At 67.3% G+C, this 22,074-nt stretch carries 26 protein-coding genes and 1 tRNA gene; 13 read left to right on the forward strand and 14 right to left on the reverse strand.

Annotation, left to right across the window (positions count from 1 at the left end; all coding sequences use genetic code 11):
* Positions 1–2: 2 nt before the first annotated feature.
* A complete protein-coding gene (locus tag N5I32_RS05210; protein WP_261494336.1) occupies positions 3–1,073 on the reverse strand; it encodes a cysteine desulfurase family protein in 1,071 nt (356 codons plus the stop codon).
* A 121-nt stretch (positions 1,074–1,194) separates the two neighbouring features.
* The gene (gene iscR / locus N5I32_RS05215) at positions 1,195–1,653 is read right to left on the reverse strand and encodes a Fe-S cluster assembly transcriptional regulator IscR (RefSeq protein ID WP_261494338.1); all 459 of its coding nucleotides are present in this window, start codon (positions 1,651–1,653) and stop codon (positions 1,195–1,197) included.
* A 187-nt stretch (positions 1,654–1,840) separates the two neighbouring features.
* On the opposite strand from iscR, the gene N5I32_RS05220 reads away from it, so the two are divergent.
* On the forward strand, positions 1,841–2,500 hold the full coding sequence (locus N5I32_RS05220; protein WP_261494339.1) for an alpha/beta hydrolase: 660 nt from the start codon (positions 1,841–1,843) through the stop codon (positions 2,498–2,500).
* Position 2,501: 1 nt separating this feature from the next.
* The gene (locus N5I32_RS05225) at positions 2,502–2,771 is read left to right on the forward strand and encodes a hypothetical protein (protein ID WP_261494340.1); all 270 of its coding nucleotides are present in this window, start codon (positions 2,502–2,504) and stop codon (positions 2,769–2,771) included.
* On the opposite strand, the gene N5I32_RS05230 is transcribed toward N5I32_RS05225, so the two are convergent.
* Entirely contained in the window at positions 2,768–3,520 is a 753-nt protein-coding gene (locus tag N5I32_RS05230; RefSeq protein WP_261494341.1) for a winged helix-turn-helix transcriptional regulator, read from the reverse strand. The two genes, N5I32_RS05225 and N5I32_RS05230, sit on opposite strands and share 4 nt — an antisense overlap.
* A 145-nt stretch (positions 3,521–3,665) precedes the next feature.
* Between N5I32_RS05230 and N5I32_RS05235 the strand changes: the two genes are divergently transcribed.
* The 3 genes from N5I32_RS05235 (at position 3,666) to N5I32_RS05245 (ending at position 5,925) form a co-directional block, all read left to right on the forward strand.
* Positions 3,666–3,881, forward strand: coding sequence for a tautomerase family protein (locus tag N5I32_RS05235; protein WP_261494343.1), 216 nt, complete (start codon positions 3,666–3,668; stop codon positions 3,879–3,881).
* Between the two features lie 103 nt (positions 3,882–3,984).
* Positions 3,985–4,614 carry an HD domain-containing protein gene (locus N5I32_RS05240; RefSeq protein ID WP_261494344.1) on the forward strand — a complete coding sequence of 210 codons (630 nt, stop codon included), beginning with the start codon at positions 3,985–3,987 and terminating at the stop codon, positions 4,612–4,614.
* A 99-nt stretch (positions 4,615–4,713) separates the two neighbouring features.
* Positions 4,714–5,925 (forward strand): NADP-dependent isocitrate dehydrogenase, encoded by a 1,212-nt coding sequence (locus N5I32_RS05245; RefSeq protein WP_261494345.1) that lies wholly within the window; start codon positions 4,714–4,716, stop codon positions 5,923–5,925.
* Positions 5,926–6,016: 91 nt separating this feature from the next.
* On the opposite strand, the gene N5I32_RS05250 is transcribed toward N5I32_RS05245, so the two are convergent.
* Genes N5I32_RS05250 through N5I32_RS05265 form a run of 4 tightly spaced genes read right to left on the reverse strand, consistent with a single transcriptional unit; the run spans position 6,017 to position 9,980 of the window.
* Positions 6,017–6,712: a GntR family transcriptional regulator gene (locus tag N5I32_RS05250; protein WP_261494346.1), complete on the reverse strand. Its 696-nt coding sequence runs from the start codon at positions 6,710–6,712 to the stop codon at positions 6,017–6,019.
* A complete protein-coding gene (locus tag N5I32_RS05255; RefSeq protein WP_261494347.1) occupies positions 6,709–7,632 on the reverse strand; it encodes a DMT family transporter in 924 nt (307 codons plus the stop codon). Before N5I32_RS05255 ends, N5I32_RS05250 begins: the two co-directional genes overlap by 4 nt.
* Positions 7,629–8,789 (reverse strand): acetylornithine deacetylase, encoded by a 1,161-nt coding sequence (argE, locus tag N5I32_RS05260; protein ID WP_261494348.1) that lies wholly within the window; start codon positions 8,787–8,789, stop codon positions 7,629–7,631. The genes N5I32_RS05255 and argE overlap by 4 nt, the downstream gene beginning before the upstream one ends.
* Positions 8,790–8,795: 6 nt before the next feature.
* Positions 8,796–9,980: a M24 family metallopeptidase gene (locus N5I32_RS05265; protein ID WP_261494349.1), complete on the reverse strand. Its 1,185-nt coding sequence runs from the start codon at positions 9,978–9,980 to the stop codon at positions 8,796–8,798.
* 446 nt (positions 9,981–10,426) lie between these two features.
* Here N5I32_RS05265 and N5I32_RS05270 point away from each other — a divergent pair, with 446 nt between their 5' ends.
* From N5I32_RS05270 to N5I32_RS05290, 5 genes are read left to right on the forward strand one after another with little or no spacing between them, the layout of a single operon-like run.
* Positions 10,427–10,894 carry an SspB family protein gene (locus N5I32_RS05270; protein WP_261494350.1) on the forward strand — a complete coding sequence of 156 codons (468 nt, stop codon included), beginning with the start codon at positions 10,427–10,429 and terminating at the stop codon, positions 10,892–10,894.
* A 41-nt stretch (positions 10,895–10,935) separates the two neighbouring features.
* On the forward strand, positions 10,936–11,535 hold the full coding sequence (locus tag N5I32_RS05275; protein ID WP_261494351.1) for a class I SAM-dependent methyltransferase: 600 nt from the start codon (positions 10,936–10,938) through the stop codon (positions 11,533–11,535).
* A gap of 56 nt (positions 11,536–11,591) precedes the next feature.
* Positions 11,592–12,986 carry a class II fumarate hydratase gene (fumC, locus tag N5I32_RS05280; protein WP_261494352.1) on the forward strand — a complete coding sequence of 465 codons (1,395 nt, stop codon included), beginning with the start codon at positions 11,592–11,594 and terminating at the stop codon, positions 12,984–12,986.
* 5 nt (positions 12,987–12,991) lie between these two features.
* On the forward strand, positions 12,992–13,201 hold the full coding sequence (locus N5I32_RS05285; RefSeq protein ID WP_261494354.1) for a DUF4169 family protein: 210 nt from the start codon (positions 12,992–12,994) through the stop codon (positions 13,199–13,201).
* 40 nt (positions 13,202–13,241) lie between these two features.
* A complete protein-coding gene (locus N5I32_RS05290) occupies positions 13,242–13,475 on the forward strand; it encodes a ribbon-helix-helix domain-containing protein (protein WP_261494356.1) in 234 nt (77 codons plus the stop codon).
* Between the two features lie 15 nt (positions 13,476–13,490).
* Here the strand turns inward: N5I32_RS05290 and N5I32_RS05295 are convergent, their stop codons facing one another.
* From N5I32_RS05295 to N5I32_RS05310, 4 genes are all read right to left on the reverse strand, one after another.
* A complete protein-coding gene (locus N5I32_RS05295; protein WP_261494357.1) occupies positions 13,491–13,703 on the reverse strand; it encodes a hypothetical protein in 213 nt (70 codons plus the stop codon).
* Positions 13,704–13,786: 83 nt separating this feature from the next.
* Positions 13,787–15,139: a cytochrome P450 gene (locus N5I32_RS05300; protein ID WP_261494358.1), complete on the reverse strand. Its 1,353-nt coding sequence runs from the start codon at positions 15,137–15,139 to the stop codon at positions 13,787–13,789.
* Complete coding sequence (locus N5I32_RS05305) at positions 15,136–16,371, reverse strand: hypothetical protein (RefSeq protein WP_261494359.1); 1,236 nt, start codon at positions 16,369–16,371, stop codon at positions 15,136–15,138. The genes N5I32_RS05300 and N5I32_RS05305 overlap by 4 nt, the downstream gene beginning before the upstream one ends.
* 73 nt (positions 16,372–16,444) lie before the next feature.
* Complete coding sequence (locus N5I32_RS05310) at positions 16,445–17,284, reverse strand: hypothetical protein (RefSeq protein WP_261494360.1); 840 nt, start codon at positions 17,282–17,284, stop codon at positions 16,445–16,447.
* Between the two features lie 221 nt (positions 17,285–17,505).
* On the opposite strand from N5I32_RS05310, the gene N5I32_RS05315 reads away from it, so the two are divergent.
* From N5I32_RS05315 to N5I32_RS05325, 3 genes are all read left to right on the forward strand, one after another.
* A tRNA-Ser gene (locus N5I32_RS05315) sits at positions 17,506–17,595 on the forward strand.
* Positions 17,596–17,634: 39 nt separating this feature from the next.
* The gene (locus tag N5I32_RS05320) at positions 17,635–19,074 is read left to right on the forward strand and encodes a tyrosine-type recombinase/integrase (RefSeq protein WP_261494361.1); all 1,440 of its coding nucleotides are present in this window, start codon (positions 17,635–17,637) and stop codon (positions 19,072–19,074) included.
* 7 nt (positions 19,075–19,081) lie between these two features.
* Positions 19,082–19,837, forward strand: a complete 756-nt coding sequence (locus tag N5I32_RS05325) for a GIY-YIG nuclease family protein (RefSeq protein ID WP_261494362.1) — start codon at positions 19,082–19,084, stop codon at positions 19,835–19,837.
* A gap of 28 nt (positions 19,838–19,865) precedes the next feature.
* Here N5I32_RS05325 and N5I32_RS05330 read toward each other — a convergent pair whose 3' ends face one another.
* From N5I32_RS05330 to N5I32_RS05340, 3 genes are all read right to left on the reverse strand, one after another.
* Positions 19,866–20,411, reverse strand: a complete 546-nt coding sequence (locus N5I32_RS05330; protein WP_261494363.1) for a recombinase family protein — start codon at positions 20,409–20,411, stop codon at positions 19,866–19,868.
* A gap of 577 nt (positions 20,412–20,988) precedes the next feature.
* Positions 20,989–21,147, reverse strand: coding sequence for a hypothetical protein (locus N5I32_RS05335; protein ID WP_261494364.1), 159 nt, complete (start codon positions 21,145–21,147; stop codon positions 20,989–20,991).
* Between the two features lie 49 nt (positions 21,148–21,196).
* Positions 21,197–21,958, reverse strand: coding sequence for a hypothetical protein (locus tag N5I32_RS05340; protein WP_261494365.1), 762 nt, complete (start codon positions 21,956–21,958; stop codon positions 21,197–21,199).
* Positions 21,959–22,074: the final 116 nt, after the last annotated feature.

Raw genomic sequence — 22,074 nt, forward strand, 5'->3', positions numbered from 1 at the left:
CTTCATGCCGCCCGAACGCGCTGCCGCGCCCGCGCCGCGATCCAGGCCTCCGCGAAACGGTCGACCTCTTCCGTCGTCGTCGTCACCCCGAGCGAGACGCGGATGGCTGATGCCGCCTCGCTCTCGTCGAACCCCATCGCCTGCAATACCCGGCTCGCCCGGACTTTGCCAGACGAACAGGCCGACCCGGCCGAAATGGCAAAGCCCGCGAGGTCCATCTGCATGACCTGCGTCTCCCCCTTCCAGCCCGGCGTCATCAGGCAGGTGGTGTTGGGCAGGCGCGGCCCCTCGCCGCCCACCACCCGCGTCTCCGGCGAGGCGTCGCGGATGCGCGCCTCCAGCCGGTCGCGCAGGGCGGCAACCTCCTGCCAGCGCCCGGCCTCCAGATCGGCGCCCGCCGCCCGCGCCGCCGCGCCGAAGCCCGCGATGGCGGCCACGTTCTCGGTTCCCGACCGGCGGCCCTTTTCCTGCCCGCCGCCCCGCAACAGCGGCTCGATGTCGACGCCGTCGCGCACGATCAGCGCCCCCGCCCCCTTCGGCCCGCCGATCTTGTGCGCCGAGAGGATGGCGAAATCCGCCCCCGACCAGGAAAACGCAAAGGGGATGCGCCCCACCGCCTGCACCACGTCGAGCAGCAGCCAGTCGGCCCGGCGCGCGCCGAAGGCCCAGCCCGCCCCCGGCTTCTCGCCCGGATCGGTGATGACGCCGGTCTCGCCGTTGGCCAGCCCCATCGCCAGCGTGTGCCCGTCTGGCCGCCCGCCACCGCTTTGCCAGTGCGCCACGAGGCAGTCATGCGCGGTCGGGTCCACCAGAACGTCATGCCCTTCCGGCAGCCGCGACAGGACCGAGGCCGCCTCGGTCGCGCCCGAGGTGAAGACGACCTCCTGCGGGCGGCAGCCGGCCAGTTCCGCCACCTCCTCGCGCGCGGCCTCGACCAGCGCCTTCGCCGCCCGCCCCTCGGCATGGACCGAGGACGGGTTGCCCACGACATCGAGCGCGCCGACAACCGCCGCCCGCGCCTCAGGCCTGAGCGGCGCGGTCGCGTTCCAGTCGAGATAGACGCGCCCGCTCACCCCCGCCCCCTCTTCTTCTTTTCCCAAGTATCCCCGCCGGAGGCCCGCCGAGCCGGAGCCGCAAGGCGCAGGCGAGAGGAAAGGAATGGCGCGGAACGCGCCGCGATATGGCCCCGGCCGGTCATTCGTCCACCACGTGGAAAAGGGCCGGCACCGCCGGACATGGCTTCAGCTCGTTGCCGATCACATCGGACAGCCGGGTCTGGTGCAGGAAGACATAGACATGCGCAGACAGGCTTTCCCAGAGCCGGTTGGTCATCGACTGCGCGCGGCTGCCCGACACCCCGCCCGAGGCCCCGGCCCCGGTGTGCATGGCGCTCACCGTCTCGTCGACCGCCTGCAGCACCTCGCTCACCCGGATATCCTCGGGCGCGCGCGCCAGCCGGTAGCCGCCGCCGGGCCCGCGCACCGAGTCCACAAGGCCGGCGCGGCGCAGCTTGACGAACAACTGCTCGAGATAGGGCAGCGAGATGTCCTGGCGCTTCGAGATCTCGGCCAGGGAGGTCATCTGGTCGGCCCGCGCGGTGGCGAGATCGGCCAGCGCCACCATCGCGTAGCGTCCCTTGGTCGAGAGTTTCATGCGCGATACCCCAAGAAGATTCCGCAAAGACGTTGACGCGGGGCAAACGGAGCCTTAACTCCCTTTCACCCGGAACCCGGCTCCTTGCCGGTCTTTAGAACAATTCTAGGGTGCCTGAGAGAAACAGTCAAGAAAGGTCTTCCTTCCTGACGCTCCGGCCCCGGTAGGAAAGCAGGCGAAGAACGCGATGCCCGAAGTCATTTTCCCCGGCCCCGAGGGCCGTCTGGAAGGACGCTATCACCCGCAGAAATCGCCCGATGCGCCAATCGCGATCATCCTGCACCCGCATCCCCAGTTTGGCGGCACGATGAACAACCGTGTCGTGCACCGGCTGCACTATGCCTTCCACGAGATCGGATTCACCGTGCTCCGGTTCAACTTCCGGGGTGTGGGCCGCAGCCAGGGCGAATACGACCAGGGCATCGGCGAACTCAGCGATGCGGCCTCGGCACTCGACTACCTGCAGGCGATGAACCCCAATTCCAAGCATTGCTGGGTCGCGGGCTTTTCTTTCGGCGCCTGGATCGGCATGCAGCTTCTGATGCGCCGGCCCGAGATCACCGGCTTCATCTCGGTCGCACCGCCCGCGAACATGTACGACTTTTCGTTCCTGGCCCCCTGCCCGTCTTCGGGGCTGATCATCAACGGCACCGCCGACCGCGTGGCACCGCCAAAGGATACCGCCTCGCTCGTCTCCAAGCTGCGCGAGCAGAAGGGCATCACCATCAGCCACGAGGAGATCGCCGGGGCCGGCCACTTCTTCGAAAACGAGGAAGAGCACATGGCGCCGATGATCGGGCAGGTGCAGGACTACGTCCGCCGCCGGCTGGGCGAAGGCACGCGCTGACATGGGCGTGGTCGAGGACCTGGGCGACGATCTGGCGCAGCGCACGCTGGCCGCGATGGAGGAGATCGGCGACGACCGGTTCTATTTCCAGGTCGCCAAGGTCATCGGCGCGTCTTCCCCCACCCTCGAAGAAGCGTTCCTGACCGCGATGCGCGTCCGCCTGGCCGCGGCGCGCGGGCGCAAGTTCCTCGACGATGCGCTGAAGGCGCGGCGCGGCGGCGGCCCGATCCCGCTCCCCCCGCCGGATGGCGCGGGCGCGGCCGCGGTCTAGCCGCTCCGCGCGAGGCGCGCCGGCGCGCGGAAATCGCGCCCTGCGCAGGCCGCATCGGCGCTGTCGGCCGCGTCCCCGGCAAAGCAGCTTCGCACCATCCACCGCGTCAGGCCCTGCGCCAGGGCCGCATCGCCGATCAGCTTGATCCGGCCGGCGTCGATCTCGGCCTCGAACCGGCTGTGGCCCATCCAGGCCGCCGTGAAATCGCGCAAGGATGCGACGATGTAGAGGTCGACGTCAAATTTCGGATCGACCGAGCAGAGGTCGGTTTCCTCGCCCGGCCGCATGATCAGCCAGTATTTCGCCTCGCTCCCGTCCTCCCGCCGCAGCATGAACTCGACCACGGTGCGGCGGGCAGGCAGGGTGGCGCGGATGATCTTCCGGCGCACGTTCCACATCAGCATCTTGTCGTCGAGCCGGTCGAGCGCGACCCGCGAATCGAGGTTCCGGTGCGCCCATGTCCCCAGGTCGTTGATGATCGGCAGCAGCTCCTGCGCGGCAGGCGTCAACCGGTAGCGGGATTTCCGCGTGCCGGGGATCTCCTCCCGCGCGAGAAGGCCCGAGGCCTCCATCTCGCGCAGCCGTCGCGCCAGAAGCGACGGCGACATGCCCGGCACGCCGCGCTGGATGTCCGCGAACTGGGTCGAGCCCGATCCCATCTCGCACAGGATCAGCATCGTCCAGCGCGGCTCAAGCAGTTCCGCCGCCATCGCCGTCGGGCAGAACAGGTTGTAACTGTGGCTTGCCATGGATCCCCCGCCGATCCTGCGATGGTGCGCCATATGCGTCCGCGCGTCCACTTCTGAAACTGTAGCGATTGCTACAGCCCCTGCACTGGTGCGAAACCTCGCCCTTCTGGCACTCCCCTCCACGGCAACCATAAAGGAGAAGGATATGCCTCTTGTTGATATCGAAGTGATCGAAGGCGTCTTCAGCGCCGAGAAGAAGAAGGAGCTTATCGCGAGGGTTACCGACGCGATGGTCTCGGTGGAAGGCGAGGCGATGCGCGGCGTGACCTGGGTCCGCTTGAAGGAAGTGGGAAGCGGCGACTGGGCCATCGGCGGCCACTGTCTGACCGCCGCGGATGTGAGGGCAATGGCGGCGGAGTAGCGCCGCACCCGGGGCGAGCCCCACCCGAGGCTCGCCCCGCTCGTCCCGCTGGTCTAAACCGGACCGGCGGGGCGAGTCGCCGCGGATCAAGGGGAGGCGGCGAATGGAGACGGGAACACCGGCCGGCGAGGCGGCGGACGACCGCTCTGGCCGTCTGGACGCGCAGTTCGCCTTCCTGATGGAGGCCGACCGGCTGAAGCAGGTGCTGCGCGCGACAACGCTCGCCGACGGGTCGCGGCGGGAAAACTCGGGCGAACATTCCTGGCACCTCGCGCTCTATGCGCTTGTCCTGTCCGATCAGGCCGCGCCGGGCGTCAGCATCGACCGGGTGGTGAAGATGCTGATCCTGCATGACCTGGTGGAGATCGACGTGGGCGACGTGCCGATCCATTCGGCAAACGGCGAAGCCCATGGTTCGGCCGAGGTCGCCGAGGCAGAGGCGCGCGCGGCCGACCGCATCTTCGGCCTCCTGCCCGCCGACATCGGTGCCCCGCTCCGCGCGCTGTGGGAGGAGTTCGAGGCCGCCGAAACCCCCGACGCGGTCTTCGCCAAGGCGCTCGACCGGGTGCAGCCGGTCCTGCACAACATCGCGTCGGGCGGCGGGACCTGGACCGAATACGACGTGACGCTGGAGCAACTCGAAACCCGTGTCGGACGCAAGGTCGCCCTCGGCGCGCCGGGGGTCTGGCGCCACCTTCAGGCGCGCATCGGCACCTTCTTCGGGGGCCGGTAACCTTCGCGCGAGCGGCGCGGTATGCAATGGCATACTGTCTTTCCCGTCCCTGCCTTTTCCGCTAGAAGGCGGTGGACCCCAAAGGCAGCGGAGCGACCCATGTCGAAGATCAAGGTTGAGAACCCCGTCGTCGAGCTTGATGGCGACGAAATGACCCGGATCATCTGGGACTTCATCAAGAAGAAGCTGATCCTGCCCTATCTCGACATCGACCTGAAATACTACGACCTCGGGATCGAGGAACGCGACCGCACCGAGGACCAGGTCACCGTCGATGCGGCGAACGCGATCAAGCGCTACGGCGTTGGCGTGAAATGCGCCACTATCACGCCCGACGAGGCGCGCGTCGAGGAGTTCGGGCTGAAGCAGATGTGGCGCTCGCCCAACGGGACGATCCGCAACATCCTTGGCGGCGTGATCTTCCGCCAGCCGATCCTCTGCCGCAACGTGCCGCGACTGGTGCCGGGCTGGACCAAGCCCGTCGTCGTCGGCCGCCACGCCTTCGGCGACCAGTACCGCGCCACCGATTTCCGCTTTCCCGGCAAGGGCAAGCTGACCATGAAGTTCGTGGGCGAGGACGGCACCGTGATCGAGCGCGAGGTCTTCGACGCGCCCTCGGCCGGGGTGGCGATGGGGATGTACAACCTCGACGACTCGATCCGCGACTTCGCCCGCGCCTCGCTCAACTACGGGCTGAACCTTGGCTGGCCGGTCTACCTGTCCACCAAGAACACCATCCTGAAGGCCTATGACGGCCGCTTCAAGGACCTGTTCCAGGAAATCTACGAGCAGGAGTTCGAGGCCGATTTCAGGGCGAAGGGCATCCATTACGAGCACCGGCTGATCGACGACATGGTGGCCTCGGCGCTGAAATGGTCGGGCGGCTATGTCTGGGCCTGCAAGAACTACGACGGCGACGTGCAGTCCGACACGGTGGCGCAGGGCTTCGGCTCGCTCGGCCTCATGACCAGCGTGCTGATGACGCCGGACGGCAAGGTGGTGGAGGCCGAGGCCGCGCATGGCACCGTCACCCGCCACTTCCGCCAGCACCAGCAGGGCAAGGCGACATCGACCAACTCGATCGCCTCGATCCATGCCTGGACCGGGGGCCTCAGGCACCGCGCCAAGCTCGACGGCAACGCGGAACTGGCACATTTTGCCGAGACGCTGGAGCGGGTGACGGTCCAGTGCGTCGAGGACGGGTTCATGACCAAGGACCTCGCGCTTCTGGTCGGGCCCGACCAGGCCTGGCTGACGACGATGGGATATCTCGAGAAGGTGGACGAATACCTGAACCGAGCGCTGGCCTGAGAGGTTTCGCCGCCTGACGGCGGCGATCCGCCGGGGGGCGCTGCCCCCCGGACCCCCCGGGATACTTGGAAAAAGAAGAATGGGGCTGGGATCAGAGCCGGCGATCGCCGGGGCCCCGGCGCATGCGCTCGAAGCTCATGGATATGTGGGCGCGCTGGATCAGCGCGGCGGAGTGGAGATCGCCCACCTCGAGCGCCATGACGATGTCTTCGACCTCGCGGCGAAAGATCGCGATCTCGGCGGCGAGGTCGAGGCGGTCGGCGAAGACCGACTTCAGCCAGATGCGTGTGGTGCGGAAGTAGAGCCGTTCGCAGATCTCGCGCAGGGGTTCGTTCGCGGTGAGCTTCAGCAGCGCCAGGAAGACATCCATGATCAGCTCGGCGAAGGCGCGCGGGTCGGGATCGGGGCCGAAGCCGCGGGTGCGGGAAAGCAGGGCGGCGAATTCCGCGCGGAGGGCGGCGTCGGGCGGGACCGGGTCGAGCCTTCCGGTCAGTTCGGCCAGTTCGAGCCGGAGACGGTAGGTCTGGGCCAGTTCCTCGACCTCGACATCGGTCACGAAGGTGCCGACACCGTGGACGGACTGGACAAGCCCCTCGCCCTCGAGCCGGGCGAGGACGCGGCGCAGGGGGGTGCGGCTGATCCCGAACTCGGCCGCGAGCGCCTCTTCGGAGAGCCGGGTGCCGGGGGCGTAGTCGAGCAGGCAGATGCGGCTGCGCAGGACCCCGTGCATTCGCTCGAAACGGTCGCGCGCGCTGGCGGGGGCAGATTCGGGGGTGGCTTCGGTCATCGCGGCCGCGCCCCGGCGGTCTGGCGGTTGACGATGTGGACGCCCGCGGCCGAGAGCAGGAAGCCCACGAAGGCCGGCGCCGTGACGGTTTCACCGAGCACCGCCCAGGCCACCGCCATGGCGAGCGGCGGCACGAGGTAGAGCAGCGCCGAGATGCGCGTGGCGTCGCCGCGCTGGAGAAGCGCGATGAAGAGCCCGATCGAGATGATCGAGTTGCCGATCACCAGATAGGCGATGGAGATGATCAGCTCTCCCGTCCAGTCGACCGCCATCGTCTCGGTCAGCATCGCCGCCGGCAGGAGGACGGCGAAGCCGACGACATACTGGACGATGCCGCCCACCACCGGGTCGGTCTTCAGCCCGTGCCATTTCTCGAAAAGCGTGGCCAGCGTGATGCCGCCGAGGGCGGCGAGGGCGAGGGCGACGGCGATCCAGGGGCTGGCGCCCAGCGAGCGGCCCGAGAGGATGACGATGAGGACGCCCGCGAAGCCGAGGACGAGGCCGAACCAGAGGAGCCGCCCGCCGCGGCCGCCGCCGCTGACGAAGGGGGTGAGCGCCGCCACGAGGATCGGCTGCAGCGCCATGATGATCGCGGTGGTGCCGGCGTTCATGCCCCGCTTCATCGCGAGGTAGGCCAGCCCGAAGTAGACACACTGGATCAGGAAGCCGGTCAGTGCGATCGCCCCCCAGTGACGCGCCGAGCCGGGCCAGCGGGTGGCGCGAAGGGCGAGAAACGGCAGCAGCGCCATGACGGCGAGCCCATAGCGGAGCGCGAGCATGGTCAGCGGCTCGATATGGTCGAGGCCCATCTTGGCGAAGGTGTACCCGCCCGACCAGAGCAGCAGGAAGATGTAGGGGGCGGCGCGCCAGAAGGCGGCGACGGCGGGGCTTTCGGGCGCTGAGGCCGACCCGGCGGTCATGCGGAGAGCCTGTCGCCAAGCCCCTCGAGCATCGTCAGGCACTGGCGAAGCTGGTCGAGGGCGAGGAACTCGTCGGGCTTGTGCGCCTGTTCGATCGAGCCCGGCCCGCAGACGACGACCGACATGCCGAGCGCCTGGAAGAGGCCCGCCTCGGTGCCGAAGGGCACGGTGCCGGCACCGTTGGCGCCGGTCAGCGCCATGACGATCGCCTTCGCCTCGTTCTCCGGGACGGGGATCAGGCCCGCGACCTCTCCGATCACCTCGGTGACGATGTCGGCCGCGGGGCTGACGGCGCGCATCCGCGGCAGCAGATCCTCCTCGCAGAAACGTTTGAGGTCGGTCTTGACGAAGTCGGCGTCGCCGGGCTGGACGGGGCGCATTTCCCAATCGATGCGCGCCTTGCCGGGGATGACGTTGTGGGCCACCCCGCCGATGAGCGCGCCGGTGTTGATCGTTGTCCAGGGCGGGTCGAAGGGGCTGGCTGCGGGGGCGCGGGCCTTCAGCCGTTCGCCGAGGTCGACCAGACGGGCGACGTAGCGGACCGCATATTCCACCGCGTTGACGCCGCGGTCGGGGGCGGAGCCGTGGCCTTCGAGGCCGGTGAAGTGCACGCTGTATTCGCAGCAGCCCTTGTGGCCCTCGATCACGCGCATCAAGGTCGGCTCGCCGATGATGGCGACCGAGGGGCGGATCGCACGGGCGGCCAGTACCCCGGCCAGCGCCTGCGCGCCGAGGCAGCCCACCTCCTCGTCATGGGTGAAGGCGAAGTGGACCGGCCGGCCGGTCGCGCGTTCGGCGAAACGGGGTGCCATGGCGACGGCGGCGGCGATGAATCCCTTCATGTCGCAGGTGCCGCGCCCGTAAAGGCGGCCGTCGCGTTCGACCATGGCGAAGGGGTCGGTCGTCCAGTCCTGGTCGGCAACCGGGACCACGTCGGAATGACCCGAGAGGAGGATGCCCCCTGCCCGTTCCGGCCCGATGGTGGCAAAGAGGTTCGCCTTGGTCCCGCCCGGGTCGCGGTGGATCTCGACCCGCGCGCCGGCCGCCATCAGCCGTTCGGCCAGGAACTCGATCATCGCAAGGTTGCTGTCCGACGAAACGGTCGGAAAGGCGACAAGGTCACGCAGAAGGGCGGTCGTCTCGGCGAGCGGGTCCACGTTGCGTCAGTCCTTCACGAAAAGCCGGCGTTCGACCGTGCAGAAGGGTTGGGCGGGGCCGCTCTCGCCGATCAGGATGGTTTCGGTCGTCTCAAGCCCCCAGCTTTCCATCCAGAGCGCGGGCATGAAGTGGAAGACCATGCCGGGTTCCAGCACGGTTTCATCCTCGGCCCGGATCGAGGCGGTGCGCTCGCCCCAGTCGGGCGGATAGCTGAGGCCGATCGGATAGCCCATGCGGCCTTCGCGGTGGATGCCGTGCTTCTTCAGGACCGCCATGAAGGCATTGGCGATGTCGCAGGTGCGGTTGCCCGCGCGCGCGGCGTCGAGGCCCGCGGCGATCCCCTCGATCTGGGCCTTCTCGGCCATGAGCATCTCCGGCGGCGGGGTGCCGAGGAAGACGGTGCGGCAAAGCGGCGCGTGGTAGCGGCGGTAGCAGCCCGAAAGCTCGAAGAACGTGGCCTCGCCCTTGCGCATCGGCGCGCCGTTCCAGGTCAGGTGCGCGGCGGTGGCGTCGATGCCCGAGGGGGTCAGCGGCACGATCGCCGGGTAGTCGCCCCAGAGATCGCCCACCCCGGTGATGCCGGCGTGGAAGATGTCGGCCACGAGGTCGTTCTTCCTGAGGCCCGGTTCGGCCCGCTCGATCGCGGTCGTCACCACCTTGTCGGAGATCCGCGCGGCGTTGCGGATGAAGGCGATCTCCTCCCCCGACTTCACCAGCCGCTGCCAGTTCACCAGCGCGGTCGCGTCGATCAGCGTGGCGCCGGGCAGTTCGGCGGCAAGGACGGCGTGGGCCTTGGCGGAGTAATAGTAGTTCTCCATCTCGACCCCGATCCGGGCCTTGTCGAGCCCGAGCGCGCGGATGTGGCGGGCCAGGTCCTGCATCGGGTGGCGCACGGTCGACTGGACATAGTTGTCGGCGTAGCCGTGGATCGAGTCCGGCGCCATCCAGCAGGTCCGGAGCGCGCCGATGCTGTCCATGTGGCGCCCCCACCAGATCGGGTCGCGGTCATGGGTCAGAAGGACGCCCTGGTGGACGTAGAAGGACCAGCCGTCATAGCCGGTCAGCCAGGCCTGGTTCGACGGGTCGGTGACGAACAGGAGATCAACCCCCGCCCGCACCATCGCCGCGCGGGTCTTCGACAGGCGCCGGGCATATTCGGCGGCGCTGAAGGGGACATGGGTGTCGGGCATGGGATGTCGCCTCAAGATGCTGATTTGTGCACAACAGTATTTGCACTCTAGATTGCCAGCAAGTTTATTCGTGTCGATTTCCGGGTTTCAGCCGCATGCTCAGCAAGATGTGCACAACACTCGCCGGAGAGCCAAGGAAAACACCTGCGGAGCCGAGGCGGGGCACCGACGAGAACGGCCCGATCGGCCGTGGCCGGACCTGTTCCGCCCGTCCAATCGGCGCGGCGGCGAGAGGTGGCGAAGCTGAACGCGGGCGGTGACGGCGCCCATCCGCGCCCGCCCGGGGCCGAGGCAGACACCATCGTTGCCGCAACGGCACGCGCGGTTGCATCGGTATCGGGCGCAGGCTGCGAACGCCCGCCCGACCCTTGCGCCCGTCCGGTCCTTTCCGCTTTTCTTCGAGGGCGAATCCCCTATGCTGGCGGGAAAGAGCAGGAAGGCCCGACATGACGCGATCCATCGACTACGGCAACCTCATGCACCGGGCCATGCGCGGCCTGATCGTCGAGGTGTTGCGTCAGGTGGAACGCGAGGGACTTCCGGGCGAGCACCACTTCTTCATCACCTTCGACACCCGCCACCCCGACGCGGCGCTGGCCGACTGGCTGCGGCAACGCTACCCGGAGGAGATGACGGTGGTCATGCAGCACTGGTTCGACAACCTGCAGGTCGATGACGACGGCTTCTCGGTGACGCTGAATTTCGGCGACCAGCCGGAGCCGCTCTACATCCCCTTCGACGCCATCCGCACCTTCGTCGATCCCTCGGTCGAGTTCGGGCTGCGGTTCGAGGCGCCGAGCGACGATGACGACGACGAGGATGACGACGACGGCGATGGCGGCGACGACGATCCCGCACCGGGCAGCGAGCGTCACGATGCCGAGGTGGTGCGCCTCGACCGCTGGCGAAAGTAACGCGCGCGGTATCCGCCGCACTGTTGCGAAGGTGAGCGACCATGCCCGGTGACCTGCCGTTGTTCCTGGCCCAGCTTCTGCGCAATCCGCGCGAGATATCGGCTGTCGTCCCCTCCTCTCGCATGCTGGCGGCGGCGATGGCCGAAAGCCTCGGGCCGCTCGACGGGCCGGTGGCGGAGTTTGGCCCCGGCACCGGGCGCATCACCCGCGGCCTTCTTGACCGCGGCGTCGTGCCCGCCGACCTGACGCTTTACGAGATGAACGCGGTCTTCAGCGAGCGGTTGCAGCGGGAGTTTCCCGGCGTGCGCGTCCTCAACCGTCCCGCGCAGCAGGCGGCGGAGGATCACCGGGGCACGCTGGCCGCGGTGGTCAGCGGCCTGCCGCTCCTCTCCATCCCCGAACCCGTCCATCGCGAGATCCTGGCCGCCGCCTTCGCGGCGCTGCGTCCGGGCGGGCGGTTCGTGCAGTTCACCTACGGCCCGAAGCCGCCGGTGCGCGAGGATGTGCGCGACACGCTGGGCCTTGTCGCGACGCCGGGGCTGCGCGTCTGGGGCAACCTTCCGCCCGCGCGCGTCTACATCTATCGCCGCGCCGCAGAATTTTGCGCGGCCCCGCAGGGCGATCACGCATTTCGCATTTGAGGCAGGGGCGGAAATCTTCTACTCAGGGGCCGGATTTTGCAGAACGGACCCGAGACATGACCGCGACCCGCACCGAGACCGACAGCTTCGGACCGCTTGAGGTTCCCGCCGACAAGTACTGGGGGGCGCAGACGCAGCGTTCCATCATGAACTTTCCCATCGGCTGGGAAAGGCAGCCGGTCGCGATCGTCCGCGCGCTGGGCGTGATCAAGAAGGCCTGCGCACTGGTCAACATCGCGCAGGGCGACATCGACCCGAAGCTGGGCGAGACCATCGCGGCGGCCGCGCAGGAGGTGATCGAGGGCAGGTTCGACGACAACTTCCCGCTGGTGGTCTGGCAGACCGGATCGGGCACGCAGTCGAACATGAACGCGAACGAGGTGATCTCCAACCGCGCGATCGAGATGCTGGGCGGGGTCAAGGGCTCGAAGAAGCCGGTGCACCCGAACGACCATGTGAACATGGGCCAGTCCTCGAACGACACCTTCCCGACCGCGATGCATGTGGCCATCGGCATGATGGCGCGCGACGTCCTTCTGCCGGGGCTGGAGAAGCTGTCGGCGGCGCTTTGGGCGAAGTCGGAGGAATTCCGCGACATCATCAAGATCGGGCGCACGCATACACAGGACGCCACGCCGCTGACGCTGGGTCAGGAATTCTCCGGATATGCGACGCAGGTGGACAAGGGGATCGCCCGGGTCAAGGCCTGCCTGCCCGACATCTATGAACTGGCGCAGGGCGGCACGGCCGTGGGCACCGGGCTGAACACCCGCGTGGGCTGGGACACGCGCGTGGCGGCGGAGATCGCGAAGATCACCGGCCTGCCCTTCGTCACCGCGCCGAACAAGTTCGAGGCGCTGGCCGCGCATGACGCGATGGTCATGTTCTCGGGCGCCTTGAAGACCGTCGCGGCGAGCCTTTTCAAGATCGCCAACGACCTGCGGCTTCTGGGCTCTGGCCCGCGTTCGGGCCTGGGCGAGCTGATCCTGCCGGAGAACGAGCCGGGATCGTCGATCATGCCGGGCAAGGTCAACCCGACCCAGGCCGAGGCGCTGACCATGGTCTGCGCCCATGTCATGGGCAACGACGCGGCGGTGGGCTTCGCCGGCAGCCAGGGCCATTTCGAGCTGAACGTCTACAACCCGATGATGTCCTACAACGTGCTGCAGTCCATGCAGCTTCTGGGCGACGCGGCCGGCAGCTTCACCGACAACATGGTGGCGGGCACGCAGGCCAACACCGCGCGCATCGACAAGCTGATGAAGGAAAGCCTGATGCTGGTCACGGCGCTGGCGCCGACCATCGGCTATGACGCCGCGACCAAGGTCGCCAAGACCGCCCACAAGAACGGCACCACCCTGCGCGAGGAAGCCATCGCGCTGGGCTATGTCGACGGCGAGACCTTCGACCGCATCGTGCGGCCCGAGGACATGGTCGGCCCCAAGGGCTGAGCCGGATGGCCGAGGTCGTCAACCTGCGCCAGGCGAAGAAGCAGGCGGCCCGCAAGGCCGCCCGCGCCGCGGGGGACGCGAACTCCGCGAAGTTCGGCCGCACGAAGGCCGAGCGAGACCTTCAGGCCGCGCGCACGGAGCAGGAGCGCGCGCGGCTCGACCAGCATCGGCGCGACCAGAACCGGCGCGAGGGGGACGGGGGGGGCGGCGACTGACGGACTTGCCTGCCCGGCCGTCCCGCCCTAGCCTTCGCCCATGTCCCGCCCGGTCAAACGATCCCTCACGCTGCACGGTCACCGCACTTCCGTCTCGCTCGAGGAGGAGTTCTGGCGCGCCTTCCGGCAGATCGCGGCGGACCGGGGCACGGGGCTGAACGCGCTGGCGGCCGAGATCGACGACGGGCGGAGCGGCGACACCGGGCTGGCGACGGCGATCCGGCTTTATGTTCTCGGCGATCTTCAGGCCCGGCTTGCCGCGCGAAAGGGCTGAGACACGGCCAGCACCCTAGCCTGCCCGGTCCGGCGCAAGGGCGCGGCGCGGCAGGAGCACGGCAGCGGGCGCGCGCAAGTCGGCCGCGAAAAGATCGATCAGTTCGGCCCGCGACAGGCGCGCGGGTTCAGTCGAAAACCGGGTTGGCCGCGATGGCCGCAGCGCCGGCACGGCAAGGCGGATGACGGTTTCGGAAAATTCGGCCCAGAGGGCGTGACGGCTTTGCATGACGCTTCCCTCCCCACGAGAGATTGCAGGGCCGGTTGTAGCCTGCGGCAGACGGCGGCGGCAACGCCCTTCGCCCGCCATGGTCAATGACGCGTTGACACCGCCAGCCGGATGCCGTCGCGGGCGCGCACCGTCAGATGCGCCACCGGCACCGGCGGCGGACCGTCGGCGGCAAAGCGGAAGCGGCGCAGCAGGCTTGCCAGGATCAGCGGCCCCTCGACCATGGCAAATCCCGCGCCAGTGCAGACGCGGGGGCCGGCCGAAAACGGGAAGAAGGCCACGCGGGCAGAGGCGCGGCCGGCCTCGTCCTGCCAGCGGCCCGGGTCGAAGTCGTCGGGCCGGTCCCAGAGCCGTTCATGGCGGTGGACATGCCAGGGCGACAGCACGATCTGCGCCCCCTGCCCCACCTCGCGGTCGCGGAACGTGTGCGGGCACGCCGCCTCGCGCACCATCATCGGCACCGGCGGATAGAGGCGGAGCGCCTCGCGGAAGCAGTCGCGGACAAAGCCCAGGCGGGCGATGTCGGAAAAGCCGGGAACCTCGGGCAGCGCGCGGGCCTCTGCCGCCGCGCGGTCTTGCAACTCGGGGTGAGTGGCCAGCAGGTAAAGCGTCCAGGCAAGTGCGGAGGCCGAGGTCTCGTGCCCGGCCAGGAAGAAGATCGCCACCTGGTCGACCATCTCGGCGGCGCTGAAGGTCTCGCCCGTGGCCGGGTCCTTCGTCGTCATGATCTTGGTGGCAAGGTCGTCGGGCGCCGTCCCCGCGCGGACCGCCGCCATCCGATCTTCGGTCAGGCGGGTGATGAGGCGGCGGATGTCGCGGGCGGCGGCGCGGGTGCGGGCGCGGTGCAGGCGCGGCATCCAGCGGGGCAGCGGGATGAAGGCGGCAAGGTTCAGGAGCGGTTGGCTGCGCTGGTAGTCGCGGAACCGGTCGAAGACGGCGCGCGCCACCTCATGCCCGATCGGGATGGAGAAGAGCGTGCGGAAGATCACGTCGGCGGCGGCGTGGCTCATCGCCTCCTCTACCTCGACGACCTGCCCCGCCTGCCCGGCCATCCGCGCCGCCGACGCCTCGGCCGCGGCCAGCATCGCCGGGAAGGTGTCGCGCAGGCGACCGCCCTCGAACGCGGGGTCGATGATCCGGCGCTGGCGCCGCCACTCCTCGCCGTTGGTCAGGAACACCGAGCGGCCGAGCAGCGGGCGCAACCCCTCGGCCACGCGCAGCGATTTGGGGAAGTCGGCCGGGCACTCCTTCAGCACCCGGTCGATCAGCGCCGGGTCATTGCAGAGGTAGGAGCGGAAGAAGGGCGTGCGGAACTCCGCCATCCAGGCGCGGTAGAGCTTGGCGGGCTGCGCAGAGAGGATGTCGGCCCGGAACAGGCGCAGGTAGCGCCAGAGCGACACGCGGTCGGGGCGCGCGGCCGGCTTCGGCGGGGTCATGCCGCTTCCCCGTAGGCGACGATGGCGCGCTCGATCCGGCTTTGCGACGGCGCGCGGCCGGCAAAGCGCGCGGCAAGTGTCAAGGGCCCCGCGGTGATGCGGAAGTAGTCGTAGTCGCCCGGCCGGTCGAAGGCGCAGAGATACTGGAAATGCAGCCGGAAGAAGCGCCAGCGGAGCCGCCGCCAGCGTTCGGGGCTCAGCGTCCGGGTGAAGGCCGCGGACAGGACGAGCGGCCAGCGCTTCTCCGCCCCCGCGGCGCCGACGACCGCCACCGGATCGCAAAGCGCGAAGGTGCAGCCGTCGCCCGGTGCGGTCACGTCGACCCAGGTCAGCTCGTCCCGGCCGGAGAGGTAGCGCAGGTCGCGCCGGAGCCGCGCGGCGCCCGGCAGGACCGCCACCATCGGCACCACCTGCCCGAGCGTCAGGAGCGAGAGCGCCGGCCCGCCCCCCGCAGGCACCCTGCCCCCGCGGATCAGGTCGGCGAGCACCGAGACCGCCAGATGCGCGCCCGAGGAATGGCCGACGACCAGCACCTCGTCCGTCCCCTCCTCGGTAAGGGCAGCGGCGATGCGGGCCTGGAACTCCGCCAGCCGCCCCTCGAGCGCGGGCGGATAGGCGCCCCGGCCGAGCGCCGAAAAGGCGTAGTCGTGCATGAGGTAGTAGGCGAAGAGGCGCCGGTCCCAGCGCCGGAACAGCGCGAGGATCGCCCAGGCGATGGCGCCGGCCGACACGAGCGCCCCAAGGCCCGCGATCCAAGAACCCAAGGGGGCGGCAAGCGCCTGCAGGACGAGGAAACCGCCAAGGGCCGCCGCGCCGGCCACGACCGCCTGAAGCAGCAAAAGCGCGATCGGGTAAAGCGCCGCGATCATCGGCCCCTTCCTGAGCCGCAGAAGCCGGAAGAAGGCCCCGCCCGACAGGTAGACCCAGGCGGTGCGCGCCGCCTGCACATAGGTCGCCGCGATCGAGCCGCCCATCGAGCGGCGCACGATGTCGTCCCAGACCAGAATCTCGACCTCGGCGCGGCTCTCGGCCCCGCCCTCGCGCAGCGTCGCCTGCCAGCGCGCGGCCTGTCCGGGCAGGCCGGCCACCGCAAGATCATAGCCCGAGATGGCGGCCTGTGCCGCGCCTTCGCTGCGGTAAAGCTCGCGGTAGCGGCGGGGCGGAAACGGATCGTAGCCGGGGATGTAGAACACCCGCCGGACCCGGACCCTATCCCTGCCGCCTGCCTGCATCGCACCCTGCTGTTCGTGCCGCCGCGATGCTAGCGGCAAATGCCGGCCAAATTAAGGGCGGCGTGCGCCGCCGTCACAGATCCTGCCCGCCCAGTTGCCGGGCCGCCGCAACCCCCAGTTCGCGGGACACACCGGTGAAGACGCGGTCGAAGGCCGCGAACAGCGCCCGGTTCAGATCCTGCCCCGCCTTGGTGTCGTAGAAGGCGATGTAGCGGTCAAGCTCCGCATCGTCGAGCGGCGCGTAGGAGGTGGCGAGGTAAGAATAAAGCCAGGTCTCGGTCTCAGCGCGGATGTCAGATTCCTGCGCCCAGACCTGGCCCAGGATCTCCTCCTCGGTCAGAGATTCGGGCATCGCGCCCCCCTCGGCAAGGCCGTGGTAGAAGGCCAGGCTGCCGTTCAGCGCGTTGGCGACGTTCGACTCCAGCAGGTCAGCCGAGGTGATGAACGCCTCGATCCGGGCGAGCCTTGGCGCGTCCTCCGCCCGCAGGCCCTCGACCTCGGCCTCGGCCGCCTCGCGCACGCTGTCGTCGAGGAAGGCCCGGCGCGCGGCAATCTCGAGGCCGACGACGCGCGCGCCCTCGGCGCTGGTCAGGTAGTCCACCATGGCGCCGGTGTCGGCGCCCTCAAGCTCCGAGCCGAGCGTGTCGAGAAAGGCCGGATACATGCGCCCGACATCGTAGATCGCCGAAACCTCGGCCCGCCAGCGCGCATTGCCCGCGCCCCCGAACAGGTCTTCGGCGAGCGCGTCGCCATAGGCGATCCCCTCCTCCCGCATGATCGAGAAAAGCTCCGGCAGCGCCAGCGCCTCGGCCAGGGCAGCGTCGGCAGCCTGGGCACCGGCCGACCTGGCGCCGAACGGGGCTGCGCAGAGCGCAAGCAGCAGTGCAAGCGGAAGCAGTACGCGTTGATACATGTCGCAGGTTTCCCGATGGTGCCCTTCACCTAGTCCCTGCCCGCGCCACCCTCAAGGTCAAAGGCGGCGCGGGCCGAAAAAAACGCCCCCGCGCCGGCCCGGCAGGCAACAGCGGCGCCGGTGACGCGCAGGCCGCCAAAATCATGCGCCGGCCGCGATTTACGTATTGCGCTGCCCGAACGGGCCGGATAAACCCCGCCCTCACAACGACCCCCAAGCGCGGAGAGGTGCCGGAGTGGTCGATCGGGGCGGTCTCGAAAACCGTTGTGGGTGCAAGCCCACCGTGGGTTCGAATCCCACCCTCTCCGCCACCCACCCTAAGCGATTGATTTTTCAGGGTTTTTAGCGCGATGTCCACCGGCTCGTTGTCCAGATTGGACCACAAAGAGACCGACAAGGACGACATGCGCTACCTCGTGCAGCCTCGCGGACCCGGGAAGAGCTGGGTGTTTCGTATGCTCACCCCGCCCGATCTCATCGGCCTCCCCAACCCGTGGGACGGCAAGCCGCTGGGGAAGGAAATCAAGAAGGGACTAGCTACCCGCCACCTGCCGGAAGCTCGCAAGCGCCGTGACATCGCGCTGGGAGACATTCGCAGGCTCCAGCGGCAACTCAGCAACGACGATGCTTGGTCGCTTCAATCAGCTATGGCTTGGCGTGAGATGACCGAGGAAGCCCAGCGTAGGCAGGACGGGGAAGACATCGTCGAGGGCTACGATCTGGTGTTGAACGACAGGGTCGAGCAGGCAGCAAGCCAAGGTGTCCCGTCAGCCACGGTGAAACGCTTCATCCGCATTGCTTCGGGCAAGGGCTACCTTCTTACTCTAGCCCATGAGCAATACGTAGACGCCCGCCGCCCCGGCAATCCCTACGGCTACAGCCCGCTCAAGCGGACAACTGTCATGAACCTCGACACGGCGATGAAGCATCTTCGCGCCTTCCTATCGGATGACGCCAATACCGCCTGCATGGAAGACGTCACCCCTGACCTAGCCCGCAGCTTTCGCGACACATACCTCCCCTCCCTGCAAAAACACCGCAGCCCCGAGGGCCTTTCTGCTAAGACCGTGGCCAAGAATGTGACCCTGCTCAAAATGATGTGGGTCTGGGCTGCCGAGAGTGGCCGTCTTCCGAAGAAGCATCGCAACCCGTGGGACTTCCCGAAAGGGATCAGCCGCACGACCAACAGCCAGACAAAGGCCCGCGAGGACTACAGGCCGGAAGAGACCGTCAAACTCCTCAAGGCAACGGAACGCGGTTCAAGGCAGGGTGATGTAGTGCGCCTTGCTATCGCTACAGGCTGCCGCGCAGACGAAATAGCTACCATCAGCATCAAAGACATCAAGGGAGACGGCGTCGGCTTCTACCTTGCGCACGGCAAGAGCAAGAACGCCCTCCGGTTCATTCCCGTCGTAGGGGCCGCCAGAACGCTCCTACAGGCCCGCGTAGCGGCTCATGGTTCATCCGGCAGGGTCTTCCCCGAATGGCCCATCAGACCCGCCTCTGGGAAGGCTGCAGCGGTCTCCCAGTGGTTCACCCGCTTCCGCCGCGAGGTTCTCGGGGTAGAGACCGACAAGCGCCTCGCTCTTCACTCAACCCGCCACACATGGCGCACTGTCGCCCGCCGTGCTGGCGTCAGAGAAGCCGACATCAACGACCTTGGCGGCTGGGCAGGACAACGCACGTCCAGCTCCGTGTATGACCACGGTCTACTTGAGGACCAGTTGGAAGCAGCACAACAGAAGGTATGGGATGAGCTGCAGCGGGCAGGATACCTGGAAGGGTTCTGAGGGATGGATGGAAGTTGACACCCCGCTCACCCCACCTGATCATCTGCGCATGAAAGAACGCATCCTCAGCGAGATCAGACGCCTAGCGGCGGAGAACGGAGGCAAGGCACCGGGACAACGCTTCTTTGAGCAGGAGACCGGCATCAAGAGAGGCCAGTGGCGAGGTAAACTCTGGATCGCTTGGAGTGATGCCATCGCGGAGGCAGGGCTTGCGCCCAACGAAGTGACTGCAGAACTCGACGCAGGGCGTGTCTTGGATTGCTTCGAGGAGGCCTGCCGTCACTTTCAACGCCCGCCCACTTGGGCTGAGTGGCAGTTCTTCGCCCGCCAACAGACTGATTTCGTAGGGGTCCACTCATTCCGACGCGTCTTCGGCGACGCCTTCGGTGCAGTTGTGGCTCTGCGCGAAAGAGCAGTGGAGCGTGGAGACACTGAGCTTCTTTCCATCTTGCCGGAAGCCGCAGCCTCTCCGACTACAAACGATCTTGCGGCATCATTCGTCGGGGCGGAAGGCTGGGTCTACCTCCTCCAATCCGGGGTTCACTTCAAGGTAGGCCGAAGTGACGAGCTAGAGAAGCGTGTGAAGCAAATCAGCATCGCTCTGCCTGAGAGGGTCGTGATGGTCCACGCCATCAGGACCGACGACCCGCCCGGTATTGAGGCCTACTGGCACCGCCGCTTTGCCAGCCGACGCGCCAACGGTGAATGGTTCAAGCTCTCCCCCGATGACTTGAAGGCCTTCAAGCGCCGCAAGTTTCAGTGACCAGCACAACTTGGATGTTGAACCAGGCTCACGAGTTCTCAAGCACTCGGTAGACGGATGTCCTCGCGATCCCAAGCTTGCGGGCGATCTCAGTGGCTCCCAGACCCTCCACCTCATGCATCCGCCGAACTTCTGCAGGGTCGATGGTAGGCTTCCTGCCTTTGTAGACCCCCTCAGCTTTGGCCTTGGCTATCCCCTCCATCTGCCGCTCCCTGCGGAGGTTGGTCTCGAACTCAGCGAAGACCCCCAGCATCTGGAAGAACGCCTTCCCCGCCGCGTTGCTTGTGTCTACAGGCTGCTCCGTCGCCATCAGTGATACCCCCTTGGCTTGGAGCTGACGGGCGATCGACGACAAATCCTCAAGGGAACGGGCCAAGCGATCAAGCCGCGTGACTACCAGCACGTCGCCTCCCCGCATGAACTCCAGCAATGTCTTCAGTTCATCCCTACCGGCAAGCTTGGTGCCGCTACGCTTCTCCTCCCTCACCACGTCGCAGCCAGCAGCCAGCAGCTTCTCACGCTGGAGGGTCAGGTCTTGGTCATCGGTCGAGACGCGGGCGTATCCATACTTCATAGCAGTGTCCTTTTTGGGTCTAGACCCTTGATTGATACTGTTCCGAAATGCCGAAGTCAACCCTAATAGAACACCGAAAGTGTCTCATGCCGGTGACGCTCTGGGGTATACCCAAAGGGAACAGGCTGGCGAGACAAAAGGATCGGGTGGACAGAGGAAGATGGATGCGGTATAGGCTAAGGCACTGGAACCTATGCCACTTTGCATCGGTAGCTGGTGCGCCCCGATCATGAATGGACGCTCACCATGCGCTGCTACGACCTCCCTCTTCCTCTCCTCTGCAACCTCTCGCTGGTGGTTACCCCCTCCGCTCCCCTTGTCAGCCCCCGCTGTGCTGTTGAAGGTGGTGAGCTGGTGGTTCGGTTTGGTCGCCTCACCCTTTTCCTCACCCCGTGGAAGCTTCACTGCAACCAGCCGAGGGGATGACGACCGAGGCGCTGGGTTGGTGATGCTTCCCGCCCAGCCCTACCCAAAGACAAGAAGACCCCGCCGCCACCCAACCCCCGGTAATGGGGGAAGGATCGCTACAGCCTACTATCGGTGAGGCGTTCAGAAATGCGACCCGAAAACATCGCGGCTACGACTTCAGCTTGCCCACGTGATAGCCGAGGATCAGGCCAGACACCCCGGTCACAATCGCGCCGGGCCAGCCTCCAACATCAGCCATGTGCAGACCGTAGAGGCCAGCCAACGCAGCCAGGAACAGAAACAGACCCGTCCAATCATCCTTGGTCATCTACAGCCCGCCTTGCCGAAACACAGGCGCATGAAAGCATCTAACCCACTCAAAAGAAAGCGTCTTCTTCATCGTCTGCACGGGTGTAGCCCAAGTGATCAATGACGCTGGGTAGAAGTCTTCCGCCGCACCTGTCCAGAAGCTCAGCCGCCGCTTCTGGTGATCGCCGAATGAGGTCAGTGAGTGCCGCCCCGTATTGGCGATGCGCTTTGTTCACCAGCCCCTGCCGCCATTCGTCCCGCTGCTCTTCCGTCCACTCCTGCCGGTCATCGCCCTTGTGCATCGTTTGCGCCTCCCACCACGTTCTAGGGGCATCCTCTCCCCGCTCCGCCAGTTCCCGCCGAACCCGCCGCATCTGGGCAACCGTCCCATCAGAGAGGCCACAGGCAGCCACCACTGCGGCCTTCGATTGCTCTCCTTCGACCGTCAACCGCCATGCCCAGTTGGCGCGGTCGTCATAGGTCAGCGGAAGTCTTGCCTTGGCGTTGTCCTGTATGGGGATGAGAAGCGCGGTTCTCGCATCGCAGCGATAGACGAGAGCGTGTATGTGCCTGGCCTTGCCGTGGCGTCGGTGTGCCTCCAGCCGGTGGTGACCATCCGCTACCGTGAGCTTCCCTGTGTCGGGGTCTTCCCAGAGCGCCAGCGGGTCGAACTCGCTTCCATGCTTCAGCACGTCCAACAGGGTGGAAACGTGGGCTTCATTCAGCCCTCCGCCCCTTGGTTGGAAGGTGTCTTCGTCCGTCAGAACACGCTCAATCGGCACCTTGCGCGGCGCTGGGCGGGGCAGACCGCCTTTCTTCTTCGTTGTCATGGGCTTACCGTCGTTTCAGGAGACCGAGCGGGTATGCATTTGCACCCACCAAGGCTTGCATAGCCAAGCCGCCGCTCCTGCTACTGGCTTTGGCTATCGGCCTGCTCTTCTAATGG

This window comes from Albidovulum sediminis (assembly GCF_025380365.1).
Classification (GTDB): Bacteria; Pseudomonadota; Alphaproteobacteria; order Rhodobacterales; family Rhodobacteraceae; genus Albidovulum; species Albidovulum sediminis.